At 71.9% G+C, this 15550-nt stretch carries 16 protein-coding genes; 11 read left to right on the top strand and 5 right to left on the bottom strand.

Annotated features, from left to right (window positions below; translation table 11 throughout):
* Positions 1-22: 22 nt before the first annotated feature.
* From AB0I49_RS10630 to AB0I49_RS10595, 8 genes are all read left to right on the top strand, one after another.
* Complete coding sequence (locus AB0I49_RS10630) at positions 23-1072, top strand: beta-ribofuranosylaminobenzene 5'-phosphate synthase family protein (RefSeq protein WP_363226500.1); 1050 nt, start codon at positions 23-25, stop codon at positions 1070-1072.
* 46 nt (positions 1073-1118) lie between these two features.
* A complete protein-coding gene (locus AB0I49_RS10625) occupies positions 1119-2096 on the top strand; it encodes a phosphoribosylaminoimidazolesuccinocarboxamide synthase (RefSeq protein ID WP_363226499.1) in 978 nt (325 codons plus the stop codon).
* Complete coding sequence (locus AB0I49_RS10620) at positions 2096-3463, top strand: adenylosuccinate synthase (protein ID WP_363226498.1); 1368 nt, start codon at positions 2096-2098, stop codon at positions 3461-3463. The genes AB0I49_RS10625 and AB0I49_RS10620 overlap by 1 nt, the downstream gene beginning before the upstream one ends.
* Positions 3464-3515: 52 nt before the next feature.
* On the top strand, positions 3516-3947 hold the full coding sequence (locus tag AB0I49_RS10615) for a hypothetical protein (protein ID WP_363226496.1): 432 nt from the start codon (positions 3516-3518) through the stop codon (positions 3945-3947).
* 124 nt (positions 3948-4071) lie between these two features.
* On the top strand, positions 4072-5313 hold the full coding sequence (locus AB0I49_RS10610; RefSeq protein WP_363226495.1) for an amidohydrolase family protein: 1242 nt from the start codon (positions 4072-4074) through the stop codon (positions 5311-5313).
* Between the two features lie 12 nt (positions 5314-5325).
* Positions 5326-6420, top strand: a complete 1095-nt coding sequence (locus AB0I49_RS10605) for an LLM class flavin-dependent oxidoreductase (protein ID WP_363226493.1) — start codon at positions 5326-5328, stop codon at positions 6418-6420.
* Entirely contained in the window at positions 6420-7157 is a 738-nt protein-coding gene (locus tag AB0I49_RS10600; RefSeq protein ID WP_363226492.1) for a hypothetical protein, read from the top strand. The genes AB0I49_RS10605 and AB0I49_RS10600 overlap by 1 nt, the downstream gene beginning before the upstream one ends.
* A complete protein-coding gene (locus AB0I49_RS10595; RefSeq protein WP_363226491.1) occupies positions 7150-8442 on the top strand; it encodes a CoA transferase in 1293 nt (430 codons plus the stop codon). Before AB0I49_RS10600 ends, AB0I49_RS10595 begins: the two co-directional genes overlap by 8 nt.
* A 30-nt stretch (positions 8443-8472) precedes the next feature.
* Here the strand turns inward: AB0I49_RS10595 and AB0I49_RS10590 are convergent, their stop codons facing one another.
* The 5 genes from AB0I49_RS10590 to AB0I49_RS10570 all read right to left on the bottom strand — a co-directional run bounded on the left by AB0I49_RS10590 (position 8473) and on the right by AB0I49_RS10570 (position 12644).
* Positions 8473-9033 carry a TIGR03086 family metal-binding protein gene (locus AB0I49_RS10590; protein WP_363226490.1) on the bottom strand — a complete coding sequence of 187 codons (561 nt, stop codon included), beginning with the start codon at positions 9031-9033 and terminating at the stop codon, positions 8473-8475.
* A 46-nt stretch (positions 9034-9079) separates the two neighbouring features.
* Positions 9080-9664: a hypothetical protein gene (locus tag AB0I49_RS10585; RefSeq protein WP_363226489.1), complete on the bottom strand. Its 585-nt coding sequence runs from the start codon at positions 9662-9664 to the stop codon at positions 9080-9082.
* A 22-nt stretch (positions 9665-9686) separates the two neighbouring features.
* Positions 9687-10244, bottom strand: coding sequence for an NUDIX domain-containing protein (locus tag AB0I49_RS10580; RefSeq protein WP_363226488.1), 558 nt, complete (start codon positions 10242-10244; stop codon positions 9687-9689).
* 40 nt (positions 10245-10284) lie between these two features.
* Complete coding sequence (locus AB0I49_RS10575) at positions 10285-11439, bottom strand: acyl-CoA dehydrogenase family protein (RefSeq protein WP_363226487.1); 1155 nt, start codon at positions 11437-11439, stop codon at positions 10285-10287.
* 83 nt (positions 11440-11522) lie between these two features.
* Positions 11523-12644, bottom strand: coding sequence for an acyl-CoA dehydrogenase family protein (locus tag AB0I49_RS10570; protein WP_363226486.1), 1122 nt, complete (start codon positions 12642-12644; stop codon positions 11523-11525).
* A 378-nt stretch (positions 12645-13022) separates the two neighbouring features.
* Between AB0I49_RS10570 and AB0I49_RS10565 the strand changes: the two genes are divergently transcribed.
* From AB0I49_RS10565 to AB0I49_RS10555, 3 genes are all read left to right on the top strand, one after another.
* Positions 13023-13952 (top strand): hypothetical protein, encoded by a 930-nt coding sequence (locus AB0I49_RS10565; RefSeq protein WP_363226485.1) that lies wholly within the window; start codon positions 13023-13025, stop codon positions 13950-13952.
* Positions 13953-14049: 97 nt separating this feature from the next.
* Positions 14050-14787: a phosphoribosylaminoimidazolesuccinocarboxamide synthase gene (locus AB0I49_RS10560; RefSeq protein ID WP_363226484.1), complete on the top strand. Its 738-nt coding sequence runs from the start codon at positions 14050-14052 to the stop codon at positions 14785-14787.
* Entirely contained in the window at positions 14777-15514 is a 738-nt protein-coding gene (locus tag AB0I49_RS10555) for an SDR family NAD(P)-dependent oxidoreductase (protein WP_363226483.1), read from the top strand. The genes AB0I49_RS10560 and AB0I49_RS10555 overlap by 11 nt, the downstream gene beginning before the upstream one ends.
* Positions 15515-15550: the final 36 nt, after the last annotated feature.

Raw genomic sequence — 15550 nt, 5'->3', positions numbered from 1 at the left:
ACCGCTTCGCGAGGGAGAGAGCATGTCCGAGGCAGACTCGCAGGAATGGGGCGTCCGCATCCGCACCGGATGCCGCGTCAGTTTCACCCTCATCGACCTGAACGGCGAGACCGGCCGGCGGAACGGCATGGCCTCCATGGCGCTCCGCTCACCCGGCTTCGAGGCCCTGATCCTCCCGGCCGGGAACAACACGGTCGAGGCCGATGAGAACGGCGCGGCCCACGCGGAGGCCGTGACCGCGCTCCTGGACCGGCTGCGCGCCGCGTGGGACGGGCCCGCCGCGCGCGTCGTCATCACCAAGGGGCTGCCGCCGCACACCGGCTTCGGCTCCGGCACCACCACCGCGGTCGCGGTCGGCCGGGCGTACGCCCAGTTCACCGGCCGGCCGATCGACGGCGCGGAGATCGCGCGGGCCGCGGGCCGCGCGGGCACCTCGGGCGCCAGCCCCAACCTGATCGAGCGCGGCGGCTTCCTGGTCGACGGCGGGCACCGCAACCCCGACGACTTCTCCGACGACCCGAAGCGCTATCTCGTGCCGACCCGGTACGCGGGCGGCGGTCGTCGCCCGCCGGTCCTGATCTCGACGCCGTTCCCGTCCTGGCCGATCCTCGTGATCATCCCGAACGGCCACCAGATGCACGGCGAAGTGGAGCGGGAATTCTTCGCCCGTACGCTGCCGATCCCCGCCGAAGAGGCCCGGCGCACCGCGCACGCCGTCCTGATGAACCTCGCCACCTCCGTCATGGAGGCCGACTACCGCGCCTTCTGCGAGGCGGTCAACTTCCTGACGTATGAGAGCTACTTCAAGCAGAAGCAGATCGACATGCAGTCCGACCAGGTCAAATTCCTGCTGGAAGAGGCCCGGAACGGCAAGGAGATCGACGCCATCGCGATGAGCTCCGAAGGCCCCATGTGCTACGCCTTCACCCGCCGGCCGCAGGCCGCCGTGGAGCGGCTCACCGAGCTGCGGGAGAGCGGCGTGGTGCGCGAGTTCTGGTTCAGCGGCGCGCGGAACGCGCCCGCCACCGTCGAGTGGATCCCCGCCCTCGACGACCTGTCCCTGGTCGACTGAGAGCCCCCTCGGCCGACTGAGAGACCGCGAGCGGGAGGACAGCGCGTTGCCGAAGAGGTATTCGACGAAGAACCTGGTCGCCCGGCGGGAGCCGGAGCCCGGCCGGAGCGGGGTGGGGTGCTTCGAATTCACCGACGACTACTCCGTCTTCCACTACGGGAAAATGCCCGACCGCATCCCCGACAAGGGAGAGGCGTGCTGCCGCATCGCGGCCTTCAACTTCGACCTGTTCGCCCGCGCGGGCATCCCCACCCACTACCGCGCCTTCCACCCGCCCGGCCGGCTGGAGTTCACCCTCCTGCGCGTCATCGACCCGCGGCTCCACCCGCTCGCCCCCGCCGACGTCAACCACCTGATCCCGCTCCAGGTCATCTTCCGCAACATCATCCCGCCCGGCTCGTCCGTCCTCCGCCGCCTGGCGCTCGGGCGGCTGACGCCGGCCGACATCGGACTGGACGCACCGCCCCGGCCGGGCGCCGTCCTGGACCGCCCGGCCATCGAATACACCACCAAGCTGGAGGAGATCGACCGCTTCATCGACCGCGGAGAGGCCGCCGAGACCGGCGGCCTGGACGACGCCCAGCAGACCGCCCTGGAGGAGCGCACGCGCGCCGTGGACGAGATCGTCACGGAGCACGCGCGCACCGTCGGCCTCGTGCACGCCGACGGGAAGGTCGAGTTCGGCCGCGACGACCGGGGCGAACTGATCCTGGTCGACCACGCCGGAACGCCCGACGAGGCCCGGCTGCTGCTCGACGGGGCCCACGTCAGCAAGCAGGTGTTCCGCGACCACTACGCCGCGAGCGGCTTGCAGGACCGGGTCGAGGAGTGGGTGCGCGAAGGGCGCCCCCGCGCCACGTGGCCCGCCCCGCCGCCGCTGCCCGGCGACGTCGTGGACCTGGCCGCGGAGATGTACCGCTCCCTGTGCGAAACCTGGACCGGTACGCGCGTATGGGGCGCCCGGCCGCTCGACCAGGTCGTGCGGCGGCTGGCGGACGCCGTGCCCGCCCCCGGCGGTGCGTGATGGACCTGGTCATCGTCGGCTGCCAGGCCGGGGACGAGGGCAAGGGGAAGATCACGGACCTGGTCAGCGAGGGCGCGTACGCCGTCGTCCGCTACCAGGCCGGCCCCAACACCGGGCACACGGTCGTCGCGGACGGCGGCGAGCACCGCTTCGTCCAGGTCCCCGCCGGGGTGCTGCGCGGCGCCGTCGGCGTGCTGGGCGGCGGATGCGTCATCGATCCCCGCTCCCTGCTCACGGAGCTGGCGGGGTTGCGGGACGGCGGCCTCGACATCGACCTGCGCATCAGCGAGTCCGCGCACGTCATCTTCCCGTACCACATCGAGCAGGACATCGCCCAGGACGACTGGCGCGGCCCGGAGTTGGCCACCTCGGCGGCGACCGGCTTCGCCGACGGCACCGGCCGCATCGGCACGACCCACCGCGGCGTCGGCCCCTGCCGCGAGGACAAGGTCGCGCGGATCGGGCTGCGCCTCGTCGACCTGCTCGACGAGGACCTGCTCAGCGCACGGCTCGCCCGGATCGTCCCGCTCAAGAGGGACCTGCTGGAGCGGGTCTTCGGCCGGCCGGACGGCAAGGAGCCGGTGGCCGACGAGGTCGCCCGGCTCGTCGAGGAGTACGGTGCGGCGGGCCGCTCCCTGGAGCCGCAGCTGTGCGACACCTCGCACTGGCTGCGCCAGGCGCGGGCCGCGGGCGAGTACCTCGTCTACGAGGGCTCGCAGAGCTTCGGCCTCGACCTGGAGCAGGGCACGTACCCGTACGTCACCAGCGGATTCACCGGCGCCGCCGGCGTCACGGTGGGGACCGGCACGTCACCGGCCCAGCGGTTCGCGGTCCTCGGCGTCGCCAAGGCGTACATGGTCCAGGTCGGCGGCGGCCCGCTGGTCGGCGAGCTCGACGGCGCGACGGCCGAGCACCTGGTCGGCCGCGGCCGGGAATGGGGCACGGTCACCGGCCGCCGCAGGCGCGTCGGCTGGTTCGACGCCCCCATGGTCCGGCGCGCCGTCGAGGTCGAGGGCATCACCGAACTGGTGCTGACCAACCTCGACGTGCTGGCCGGCCTGGACGAGGTCCAGGTGATCACGGGCTACCGGGTGGACGGGCGGACCGTGGACGCCTACCCGGTGCGGCTGCGGGACGCCGCGGCCGTGATCCCCGTACTGGAGCGGCTGCCGGGCTGGCCGGAGCAGGACTGGACCGACGTGGCGCGCCGGGGCACGGAGGCGCTGCCGCCCGCCGCCCGGCGGTACATCGACCGGCTGGCCGCGCTCCTGGACGTGGAGATCGTCGCCGCGGGCGTCGGCCCGGACCGCCGGGACACGGTCCCGCTCTCCGCGGACTCGCTGCTGTCCCAACTGTCCCGGAGATGAGCGCGGGACCGGAGACCGGGCGCGATACCGACGAAGCGGGGGTGCGGAGCTGATGGCAGCGGAGAGCGGAGGCCACGCGGATCGAGTCCGGGAGACGAGGCGGGCCTTCGGCCGGGCGGCCGCCGCGCAGCGGTGCGCGGCCGGAAGTTCCCGCGGTGCGCCCGGTCCAGGCCCTCCCACGGATTCCGATTCGCGCCGGACGCCGTCGGAGGGCATTGCGGCCCGGCATTCCCGTATTCGGCGTGCGCCTGGTCCCGGAGGCGATCGGCTCATACTTCGGCGAGGTCGATCGATCTTCGCGGCAGAGATCCCCGAGTTCCTGGAGATCACGACGGGGACGGCGGAAGGAGTCGTCATGGCGGTGGAACACCGGAGTATGCCCGTGGCAGGCGTGCAATTCCCACCGGAGTCGGCCCTCGGCCCGTTCGGAGAAATCGGGTGCCCCATCATTGAAGCAGCGCTACGCGAACTCGTGTTGAAATGATAAAGTCCGTAATACGGAGTGCAGAAACCTCCGCCACGAAAGCGAACAGCCGGAAAGTTGTTTTCCCCGTCAGGAGAACCAGCGGACGTGGTGGAGGAAGGGGCGGGACGTGGGCGGACAACGCGTGAACCGATGCCTGATAACAGCCGAGCGGGTCTGGGACGGCCGCGCGCCCGAACCGGTCCGCGAGGGCTTCGTCCGCGTCGAAGGCGAGCTGATCACCGCCGTCGGACGCCGCGCCGACCTCGGCCACGACGCCGCTGACGACACCCTCCACATCGACCTGCCCGGCGCCACCCTCCTCCCCGGCCTCATCAACGGCCACGCGCACATGGCCCTTTCGGGCTCGGACACCCCCATCCGCGACTACCGCCGCGAGGCCCGCGCCGGAGACGCGGCCCTGGCCGTACGGGCGGTGCGCAACCTGCGGTCCTCCGTCGAGTCCGGCGTCACCACCGTCCGCGACCTCGGCACGGTCGACGAGGTCGCCTTCCCGCTGCGCGCCGCCGTCGCCGACGGCCTCGTGCCGGGCTCGCGGGTGCTGGCCACCGGCCGGCCGATCACCGTGACGGGCGGCCACTGCCACTGGTTCAGCCACGAATGCGACACCGCCGCCGAGGTCCGCGTCGCCGTCCGGCGCCAGGTGCGCGACGGCGCCGACTGGATCAAACTCATGCTCAGCGGCGGCAATCTGACGCCCCGCAGCAACCCGCTGCGCCCCCAGTACAGCGCCGAGGAGGTCCGGGCCTGCGTCGAGGAGGGCGACCGGCTCGGCGTGCCGGTCGCGGTGCACGCCTACGACCCCGTGAGCATCCGCCGCGCGGCGGACGCCGGGGCGCGCACGCTGGAGCACTGCCTGTTCGAGACCGAGCGGGGCATCGAGTACGACCCGGCCACCGCGGAGCTGATGGCCGTGCGCGGCGTCGCGTTCGTCCCCACCATCAGCGGCGCGATGCACCGGATGCGCGGCGCCGCGCCCGGCACGCCCGCGCCGGTCGCCGCGCGGTTCCACAAGAAGCAGGTGCGGATCCGCGAGGTCTTCCGGAATCTGCTGGCGGCCGGGGCGCCCGTAATCGCCGGATCGGACGCCGGGGTGCCCCAGCGGCGATTCGACGGCTTTCCGGCCGACCTGGCCGCCCTCGTCGGAGAAGACGGCATCGGAATGACCGCACGCGAGGCGCTGGCGGCGGCGACCTCCGGAGCCGCGGAACATCTGGGAATCGGGGATGCGGGCGTGCTCGCACCGGGCAGGCGGGCGGATCTGCTCGCGGTGCGCGGCGACCCCCTGAGCGATATCAGCGCCATCGTCCAGCCCATCGTGGTCCTCGCCGGAGGAGTACGGGTGCTAAGGCCCGCGGGGGCCTGACAGGAGCGGCACATGAAATTCGGGATCTTCTTCGAGCTTTCGGTTCCGCAGCCACTGGCTCGGGGCGCCGAGACAAAGACCTACCAGGACGCGCTGGAACAGTGCCGATTGGCCGATGAACTGGGATTCACCACGGCGTGGGCGGTGGAACACCACTTTCTCCAGGAGTACTCCCACTGTTCGGCTCCCGAGGTATTCCTGACCGCCGCCGCCATGACGACCGAGAGGATTCGGGTCGGCCATGGCGGCGTCGTCTGCGTACCGCAGATCAACCACCCCATCCGGGTGGCGGAACGGGCCGCCGTGCTCGACATCGTCTCCGGCGGCCGCCTCGACATGGGCACCGCGCGGGCGTCGACGATCACGGAACTCGGCGGGTTCATGGCCGACCCCGACAGCACGAAGATCTCCTGGGACGAGTACGTCCATGTGCTGCCCAGGCTCTGGACCGAGGAGCGCACGGCCTACGAGGGCACCACGTTCTCGTTCCCCGAACGGCCCGTCGTCCCCAAGCCCGTACAGGACCCGCACCCGCCGCTGTGGGTCACCGTCACCTCGCCGGGGACCGAGCGCGACGCCGCCGACCGCGGCATCGGCTGCCTCGGCGTGGCCGCGGCGAGCTTCAAGGAGCAGGAGGCGCGCACCGCCGACTACCGCGAGCGGATCCAGCGGTGCGAGCCCGTCGGCGCGGTCGTCAACGACCAGGTCGCCACCATGAACTACCTCTTCTGCCACGAGGACGACGCCGTGGCGAGCCGCGTCGGCGGGGCGATGTTCACCGGCTTCGGGCTGCTCAACAGCCAACTGTTATGGGCCCGCGAGGTCTACCCCACACCGGCCTACCGCTCGCTCGGCAACCTGGCGGCGGGCAGCGTCGCGCAGGTCCGGCACGACGACCCCGGCGAGCAGCGGCCGATCCCCGACGGCATCGCGATCGGCAGCCCCGACCAGATCATCAAGGCCATCGGGATCTGGGAGTCCATCGGCGTGGACGCCATCAACTTCCTGCTGAACACCGCCGATCTGGTGCCGCAGGAACAGGTGCTGGAGAGCATGCGGCTGTTCGCCGCCGAAGTCATGCCCCACTTCGCGAAGGAGACGCGCTGATGCTCAGCGGCACCGCGAACCCCGAGGCGCTGGCCGCCGGCGCCCCGTACGTCACCGCCCTCGCCACCGAACCCCTGGTCTGCCGCGGCGTGGACCTGCTCCAGGCCGTGTACGAGGTCCACAGCGCGTCGAGGCTCGACCTGCTGCCCCCGGCCCTGCACCCCGTCAACCCCCCGGCGATCACGCTGACGGTCTTCACGGCGCGCGAGAGCGAGGCCGGGCCGTTCGCCCTCGCCGAGACCCGGATCGTCTGCCGCAGCGGCGTCCGCAGCCGGGGATTCCAGGTGTCCTGCTTCGTCCAGGGCGCCGAGGCCGGGCGGCTGCTCGCCGACCGGTGGGGGTACAGGGCCGACGAGGCGGAGATCGATGTGCGCCTGCGCCACCTCGGCGCCTCGGCCGTGGTCCGGCGCGGCGGGCGCCCGGTCCTCGACCTGCGGATGCTGCACCCGCAGGCCATCTCGGCCGCCGATGTGCAGTTCACGGACACCATGCAGCTGGCCCGGCTGCCCGGCGGCAGCCGACTCGTACAGGTCGAACGGGCCTACGCCATCGCCTCGGTGGAGCGCGGCCGCCCGTCGCTGCCCGTGTTCGACGCCGCCGCCTGGGGCGAGCCGCGGCTGCGCCCGACGCAGCCGGTCTCCGCGCTCGCGCTCACCGGCGAGCTGACCATCCGGCCGGTCCGCTACGTGTGCCGGGCCGACATCAGCGCCTTCGAAGGGACGGAACGAGTTGGCTAGGCAGCCGAACCCGCCGGACGAGCCCGCCCGTGCGCAGCAGGACGAACCCGCCTATCTGCGAGGGCACGAGCAGGCGGCGCCCATGCAGGCCGCGCCCGCGGGGCCGCTGAGGGGCATCCGCGTGGTGGACCTCACCCGCGCCGTCTCCGGCCCCTTCTGCACGATGATCCTCGCCGACCTGGGCGCCGAGGTGATCAAGGTCGAGCCGCCGGCGGGCGATCTCCCGCGGTTCGCCGGCCCGTTCACCACGGACGACACCGGACGGCAGATCGGCGGCCTGTTCGGCAGCATCAACCGCAACAAGCGCGGCATCGTCCTCGACCTGACCACCCCCGCCGACCGCGAGACGCTGCTGAGACTCGTCGACACCGCCGACGTCCTCGCCGAGAACTACCGGTCGGGCGTCATGGAGCGGTGGGGCCTGTCCTACGAGGCGCTCCACGAACGCAACCCCGCGATGGTGTACGCGTCGATCCGCGGCTTCGGCGACCCGCGCACCGGCAACAGCCCGTACGGCGACTGGCCGGCGTACGACGTCGTGGCGCAGGCCATGGGCGGGATCGTCAGCATGACGGGGGCCGACGCCGCGGAGGCGGTGCGGGTCGGCCCGACCATCGGTGACCTCTACCCGGCGGCCCTCTCCGCGATCGGCATCGTCTCCGCCGTGCTGCACGCGCGCCGGACCGGGCAGGGGCAGATGGTCGACGTGGCGATGGTCGACTCGATCGTCTCCCTCTGCGAAACGGCCGTCTACCGCTATTCGTACACCGGCGTCGTGAGCCGTCCGACGGGCAACAGTCATCCGCAGCTCGTGCCCTTCGACATCTATCCGACGAAGGACGGGAAATGCGCGATAGCCGCGCCGACCCCCAACCACTGGAAGATCCTCTGCGATGTCATCGGACGCCCGGAACTCGTGGGCGACGAGCGGACGGAATCCAATGGCGCGCGGGTGGCCAACGCCGAATTCGTGAAACAGGTGGTGACGGAGTGGACGGCTGAGCGGACGACCGCCGATATCGCGGAAATACTGGGCGGCCGCGTTCCGGTGGGCCCCGTCAACGACGCCGCCGACCTCTTCACCGACCCCCATGTCAAGGCCCGCGACATGCTCGTCGCCGTCGAACAGCCGGACGGCGCCCGCCCGGTGGTGTTCCCCAACTGCCCGATCCGCTTCACCTCGACCCCGTCGGGCGTCTACCGGCGGCCGCCGCTGCTCGGCGAGCACACCCAGGAGGTGCTGGCCGAACTGGACGCCGAGGGCGGGTCGGCGGAGCCGCCGTAGCGCCCCCGCCGCCCAGCGCGGACGCCCCCCTCAGCCGCGGCGACCTGTCAGGGCCAGCAGCCTGGCCTGCGGGTCGTCGGCGGCCGGGGCCGGATCGAGCTCGGCGAACCCCCACTGCCGCAGCATCTGCGGACGCGCGTCGAAGATCGCCGTGCACGCCTCGACGAGCTCCGCCGGCAGCCGCGGCTCCAGCCCGGCCGCGGTGCCGATGTCCCAGCCGTGGATCAGCACGTCGATGAAGCGCTGCCGGGCGTAGACCCGCCCCGGCCGCGCGCCGTACGAAAGGGGCCACAGCCGCTCCATGGCGTCCGCGGCCGCGAAGGCCCCGGCCGCGGCGGCGGCCGAGGACTCATAGGCGGCGACGGGATCGCCCCGGAGCAGATCGCCGTCGAGTTCTTTCCCGACGTCCTCGATCGTGCGGCCCAGACCGAGTTCCCGGACCCATAAATTCCCCGCCACCAAGTGATGGACGATATGCCGTATGTCCCACCCCGCGCAGGGGCTCGGCGCGTCCCATTGATCCGCACGGACGCCGCCGATGAATTGGCCGGTCGAGCGGAGCGATTCCTCGTGTAAAGCCCGAACATCCATGGCAGCACAGTAGGCGATTTCCGCGGCGCGCCCCATGGAATCCGCGCTATCCGGGCTCTTCCACGCGGTCGAGAATCCGCTGAATCGACCGGTCGTACGCACAGGTGCGGCCGAACGCCTTCGCCGCCAGCGACCGGCGGAACTCCGGGTCCACCGCCCCCGCCTCGCCCCCGGCGGACCGCAGGGCGCGCAGCACCTCGCCGTAGTCCGCCGGATCCACCACGGGCAGCACGCTCACGAAATTCTTGGCGGCGGCCCGCAGCATGGCGGGGCCGCCGATGTCGATCGACTCCAGCGCCCCCGCCACCCCGTCATCGGCCACGAGATCCTTGAAGTTGCAGGCCAGCACGTCGATCCGGGGAATGCCGTGCCGCCGCGCCTCGGCCTCGTCCGACGCGTCGCCCCGCCGGTAGAGCAGCCCGCCGAAGACGGACGGGTGGAAGGCCCGCACGCGACCGCCCATCATCTCCGGGACCCCCGAGAGATCCCCGATGACGGTCGCCTCCATGCCGGCGTCCCGCAGCAGCCGCGCGGTGCCGCTGGTGGCCACCAGCGCGGCGCCCAACTCCCGCAGCCCGGTGCCGAAGTCCACGATGCCGCTCTTGTCCGTCACCGACAGCACTGCGTACATCCTGCGATCCCTCCGTTGCGGGTCAGCCGGCGAACAGCTTCTCCACCCGTGACAGCGTCTCGCGCACATTCGCCTCGTCGATGGCGTCGTGCGCCTCGTGCGGCGACAGCCAGCGCAGCGGCGCGTCCGAGTGCTCCGGCCGTACGGCGTCCGGGTGCCGGGTGGCCAGGACGAACCGCAGGTCGGCGTGGTCGTGCGCGGGCTCCCGGCTGTTGGCCGGTACGGGCACGATCACCGTGTGCACGATCTCCGCGTCGGGCCAGGGCTCCAGGTCGCTCAGCCCCGTCTCCTCCTGCCCCTCCCGCACCGCGACGGTGAGCGGATCCGTCTCGCCCGGATCGCCGTGCCCCCCGACGAGCAGCCACGACTCGTGGCGCTTGTGCCAGCGCAGCAGCACCCGGCCGCTGTCGGGGTGGACGATGAACGCGGAAGCGGTGATGTGCAGGGGCAGCGACCGCTGCCAGGGGTCCTCGGCGGTCTCGACGAGCGTGCGGATCCGCTCGACGTCGGCGCGTTCCGCCTCGTCGTGCGGGGCGAGTCGGGCGAGCCTGTCGGCGACTGACTGTTGGGCGGCAAACATACGAGGCATCCTAGGGTCTTCGCCCGCCCCGTTTCAGGTGTCACCGGCCTCCTTCACCGACCTCACCCACGGTCTCCTTCGGCAGTCCCAGCACCCGCTCCGCGATGGCATTCCGCCGGACCTCGGCCGTGCCCGCGCCGATCGTCGCGCCCCGGCCCGCGAGGAAGGCGTCCTGCCACGCGCTCAGGCCGTAGCCGGCCCCTTCCGGACGCACCAGTTCCGCCGTGCCCGAGACGCCGAGCGCGATCTCGCCGAAGCGCCGCCGGAACTCGTCCCGGAACAGCGCGGCGACGGCCGCCTCGCCGCTCGTGTCCGCCCCGGCGGCGGTACGGGCGGCAAGGCGCAGCCCGGTGGCGCGCATCAGCGTGATCCGGGTGTACGCCCACGCCAGCCGCGCGCGGACCTCCGGCTCCCGCGCCCGGCCCGACTTGCGGGCCTCCCGGACCAGCTCCCAGAACCGCTCCTCGAACCCGAGGTGGGCACCGGCCGCCTCGTGGGCGCGGCCGTGCGCGAGGGCCGTCATCGCGGGCGCCCAGCCGCCGTCCACCCCGCCGATGACGTGCGACAGCGGCGCGCGGGCCCCGTCCAGACGGACCTCGCCGAGCCCCGAGGATCCGGTCAACTCCCTTACTGGGAGGACGTGTACGCCGTTCCCGGGCGTCAGCGGGACCAGGACCAGGGACAGTCCGCGGCGCGCCGGGGCGGCCGGGGACGTACGGCACAGGACGGCGATCACGTTCGCCCGGTGCGGCTCCGCGACCCAGGTCTTGAGTCCGCTGACGACGACCTCCCCGCCGCGGACCTCCCCGGCCGTGGCCGCCGACGCCAGGTCGGAGCCGTGCTCCGGCTCCGAGAAGCCCACGCAGTAGCGGTCCTCGCCGGAGACGATGCCCGGCAGGAGGGCGGACCGCTGCGCCGGTGTGCCGTGCTCCATGACGGCCGGTCCGATCAGGTGCTCGCCGGCGCCCCGCCCGACGAGCGGCGCTCCGGCCCGCGCGCATTCCTCCGCGAGGGCGAGCACGGCCGGCGGATCGAGCGCCGAGCCCCCGTACTCCTCGGGCCACGCCGGGCAGACCAGCCGCGCGGCCAGCAGCCTCCGCTCCCACACGTCGTACGGCCCGCCGGGGGAGGGCGCGTTGGCGCGGACCCACTCCCGTACGTACCGCCGGAACGCGTCCGTCTCGCCTCGTCGCACGGTGTCCCTTTCCACGTCCCTTTTCACGACTCTTTCCCCACCCCTTCGCGCCAGGTCCCGCCGACCCGCGGCGCGTCACGGGCTCAGACGCCGATGCGCCGGGCCAGCAGCTCGCGGTGGTAGGCGCCGTCGCCGAACAGCAGCTCGCTGCTCTTGGCCCGCTTGAAATACAGATGGGCGGGGTGCTCCCAGGTGTAGCCGATGCCGCCGTGGATCTGGATGTTCTCGGCGGCGGCGTGGAAATACGCCTCGGAGCAGTACGACTTGGCCAGGCTCGCCAGCGCGGGGACCTCGTCGCCGCCCTCCGCCGCCGCCCAGCCGGCGTAGTACGCGGCCGACCTGGCCGACTCCACCTCGATGAGCATGTCGGCGCACTTGTGCTTGATCGCCTGGAAGCTGCCGATCGGCCGCCCGAACTGGACGCGCAGCTTGGCGTAGGCGACGGACATGTCGAGCACCCGCTGCGCGCCGCCCGCCTGTTCGGCCGCCAGCGCGATCGCCGCGAGGTCGAGCATCTCGGACACGGCCGGCCACCCCCGGCCCTCGGCGCCGACGAGGCGGGCGGGCGTGCGGTCGAAGCGGAGCCGGGCGAGCTTACGGGTCTGGTCCATGGTGGGGGCCGGCGTCGCCGTGCAGCCGCTCGCGCCCCGGCCCACGGCGAACAGCGACACCCCCGCCGGGGTCCGGGCGACGACGAGCAGCAGGTCGGCGACGTGGCCGTCGAGGACGTAGAACTTCTCGCCGCTGAGGCTCCAGCCGCCGCCCGCACCGGTTTCGGCGGCCTCCATGGCGACGCCGTCGGCGTCCCAGCGGCCGGAGTGCTCGGTGAGGGCGACGGTGGCGATGGTGCGGCCGGCGGCGATGGCGGGCAGGAATTCCCGCTTGGCCGCTTCGTCGTCCGTCGCGAGCAGGAGGTTGGCGGCCAGGGCGACGGTCGAGAAGTACGGGGCGCAGAGCAGCGCGCGGCCCATCTCCTCCAGGACGACGACCAGTTCGGCGTAGGAGTGGCCGGCGCCGCCGTACCGCTCCGGAATGATGAGGCCCTGGAGGTCCAGTTGTCCGGCCATCTGCCGCCAGACGGCGGGGTCGAAGCCCTCGGCGCTCTCCATCAGCCGGCGGACCTCGGTTTCGGGGGACTTCTCGGTGAGGAATCGGCGCACCGTGCGCCGTAACTCCTCCTGGTCGTCGCTGAAGGGGTAGCTCACAACCGCTCCCGTCGGCTCGCGCAAATCACGCAGAGATAATCTAAGGGATGGGCTGTCGCTGCGGAAGGCGGCCGAGCGCGAAAGGGATTCCGGTCCCGGGGGAGCGGCGGCCGGCCGGGCGCGTTACGGGTGATGCGGGGCATCGGCGAAGATCGAATACCGCGATGCCCGCCAACTCCCGCTGGTCCGGGCGACCTTGACTGATCGAGAGGCGCTGATAATCTTTGCTTTTATGGCGGTTGATGCTGCCCGGATCCGAGCATACTGATCGAAATGCGCTGACCAGCATGTGCTGATCACCATGTGCTGATCGGAGAATCGCGGCCAAGGAATCGGTGCGACCAAGGAACCTGACCCAGAAGAGGACCTGGTGTAACCATGGATGTCACCCCGATGCGACTCAGCGGCGTCGTACCGTCCGTACGGCTCGGTGAACTCCGGACGGATATGCATTCCGCCGCGAAAGAGATCGAGACCCAGTTGACGGACTGGGGTTTCATGTCCGTCGAGGTGCCCGGCATCGGGGCACGGGTCGAAGCCATGATGAACAGCTTCGAGGCGGCTTGCGCCTCGGCCGACCCCAGCCTCGCCGACTTCGAGTACACCGCCGTCCCGCAGCTCTCCAACGGCGGCACGCACGGCTTCTTCCCGTACCTCTCGGAGATTCCGCGGCTCGCCAAGGGCGTGCCCGACCCCAAGGAATTCATCCATGTGAGCGGCGCCATGCTGGCCGACCAGCCGGCGGGGGCGGGCGCGGTCCTGGCGGCGTTCCCGGAATTCGGCGAGCGCGCCGCCGAGGTGTTCGACACCGCTTTCACCCTCATCTCGCTGTTCGGCGAGGTCATCCGGGGCATGATGCCGGAGGGCACCCCGGAATTCGGGCTCTCCAGGGACGCGACCAACCTGCGGGTGATCCATTACCGGGATCTGGACGGCCGGGAGGTGCTCGCGCACGAGCACTCCGGAATCCAGTTCCTGGGACTTCAGCTTCCGCCCTCCGACCAGGGATTGCAGTACATCCTGCACGACGGCACATGGGTCGAGCCGGTGATCGCCAAGTCCGACGTGGTGCTCTGCAACATCGGCAGGATGCTGTCCAGCGCTTCGCGGGGCCGATTCCGCCCGTCCACCCACCGCGTGCACTGCACGTACACGGAGACCGATTACGAACGGCTCTCGTCGGTGCTCTTCGCCTATCCGCCGCACAAGGCGCCGCAGTGGCAGATCTCGGACGAGGGGCTCACGGTTCTCGACGAGACGTGGGGGGACTTCATCGCGAACAGGTTCCGCGGCCTCGGAAACGAATGAAGGGAAATACCGGGCCGCTGTACCGCGCGGAGCGGCGACGGCGCGAAAGGGCCGGCCGGGAAATCGCCCGACCGGTACGCGAGTGGGAGGCAGAGACATGCGTGAAGGCGCCGTCGACCCGTTCGACAGCGACGCCCTCGCCCGGCTGGCGGACAGCGAGCCCGCCGACATCACCGGCCGCAGCAAGGAACTGTGGCTGCTGCCCGACGACCTGTGCCTGGTCCGGCTGATCCCGAGCCTGCGCAGCTTCACCTACGACCGCGACGAACTCGTCGACGAGACCGGCCCGTTGCGCCTGGACTTCTACGAACGCGCCGCGGCCGAGCTCACCAAGGCCGGGGTCCCCTGCGCATTCCGCGAACGCGTCGGCCGGAACATGTACGTGGCCGAGTACCGCCCGGCCCCGCCCTTCGAGGTCATCGTCAAGAACGTGGCGAACGGCTCCACGACCCGCAAGTACCCCGGACTCTTCCCGGACGGGGAGCCGCTGCCCCGCCCCGTGGTGAAGTTCGACTACCGGGTCGACCCGGAGGACCAGCCCATCGGCGAGGACTATCTGCGCGCCCTCGACCTGCCCGTGGACGCCATGCGGGACCACGCGTTCACCGTCAACGACGTCCTGCGGTCCTGGCTGGAGCCCCTGGAGATCTGGGACTTCTGCGTCATCTTCGGCCTCGACGCGGCCGGCGGGCTCAGCCTGATCTCCGAGGTGTCCCAGGACTGCATGCGCATCCGCCACCCCGACGGGTCGCGGCTCGACAAGGACCTGTTCCGCGACGGGATGTCCGGATCGGAGATCGTCACCCAGTGGAAGCGGGCCTTCGATGGCATCTGAGAGGGCGTCCGCGAGAGCGGTCGCGGCGGCGGGCGACGCGCCGGTGGCGCTCCTGACCGGCACCAACCGGGGGAGCGGCCGGGCCATCGCCGCCGCCCTGCACGACCGCGGCTACCGGGTGCGCTCGCTCAACCGCACGACGACCGACGAAGACTGGCTGGGCGAGATCCGCTGCGACCTCGCCGACCCGGCCCGGCTCGCCGAGGGCGTCGCCCGGGTCCTCGCGGAGACCGGACGGCTGGACGCCTGCGTGGCCAACGCCGTGGACCGGGTGCTCGATCCGATCGAGAAGCTGTCCGCGGAGGACTGGGACCGCATCGTCGCGGTGAACCTCACCTCCGTCTTCCACCTGATGAAGGCGGTGCTGCCGGCCCTGCGGAGCAGCCGCGGGCTCTTCGTGGCCATGGGCAGCAACGCGTCCACCCACTACTTCGAGGGCGGCGCGGTCTACAGCGCCACCAAGGCGGCGGTCAAGGCGCTGATGGAGACGCTGCTGCTGGAGGAGCGCGGCAACGGCGTCCGGGGCTGCCTGGTCACGCCGGGGGCCATCGCCAACCTGGAGGGCGACGACGCCCCGTACAAGATCAGTACCGAGTCGGTCGGCCGGTGCGTCGCCGACATCGTCGACGTCTGGCCCGCCGACCTCGTGGTCGGCGAGGTCGAACTCCGCCCGGCCGCCCTGCCCCGGCCCCCGGTGACCGGCATCGACCGGCTGCTGCACGTATAGCGACCGCCGATACGCCCGACCACGTGCGGCCGCCGT

Origin of the sequence: Streptomyces sp. NPDC050617 (genome assembly GCF_040654795.1) — a bacterium.
GTDB lineage: Bacteria > Actinomycetota > Actinomycetes > Streptomycetales > Streptomycetaceae > Streptomyces.
This window is presented reverse-complemented; position numbering and strand designations above follow the sequence as displayed.

Excerpts from the sequence above, each read along its gene's own strand:
- AB0I49_RS10630 (WP_363226500.1), top strand. The coding sequence starts at position 23 with ATGTCCGAGGCAGACTCGCAGGAATGGGGCGTCCGCATCCGCACCGGA.
- AB0I49_RS10620 (WP_363226498.1), top strand. The coding sequence starts at position 2,096 with ATGGACCTGGTCATCGTCGGCTGCCAGGCCGGGGACGAGGGCAAGGGG.
- AB0I49_RS10615 (WP_363226496.1), top strand. The coding sequence starts at position 3,516 with ATGGCAGCGGAGAGCGGAGGCCACGCGGATCGAGTCCGGGAGACGAGG.
- AB0I49_RS10605 (WP_363226493.1), top strand. The coding sequence starts at position 5,326 with ATGAAATTCGGGATCTTCTTCGAGCTTTCGGTTCCGCAGCCACTGGCT.
- AB0I49_RS10600 (WP_363226492.1), top strand. The coding sequence starts at position 6,420 with ATGCTCAGCGGCACCGCGAACCCCGAGGCGCTGGCCGCCGGCGCCCCG.
- AB0I49_RS10590 (WP_363226490.1), bottom strand. The coding sequence starts at position 9,033 with ATGGATGTTCGGGCTTTACACGAGGAATCGCTCCGCTCGACCGGCCAA.
- AB0I49_RS10585 (WP_363226489.1), bottom strand. The coding sequence starts at position 9,664 with ATGTACGCAGTGCTGTCGGTGACGGACAAGAGCGGCATCGTGGACTTC.
- AB0I49_RS10580 (WP_363226488.1), bottom strand. The coding sequence starts at position 10,244 with ATGTTTGCCGCCCAACAGTCAGTCGCCGACAGGCTCGCCCGACTCGCC.
- AB0I49_RS10565 (WP_363226485.1), top strand. The coding sequence starts at position 13,023 with ATGGATGTCACCCCGATGCGACTCAGCGGCGTCGTACCGTCCGTACGG.
- AB0I49_RS10560 (WP_363226484.1), top strand. The coding sequence starts at position 14,050 with ATGCGTGAAGGCGCCGTCGACCCGTTCGACAGCGACGCCCTCGCCCGG.
- AB0I49_RS10555 (WP_363226483.1), top strand. The coding sequence starts at position 14,777 with ATGGCATCTGAGAGGGCGTCCGCGAGAGCGGTCGCGGCGGCGGGCGAC.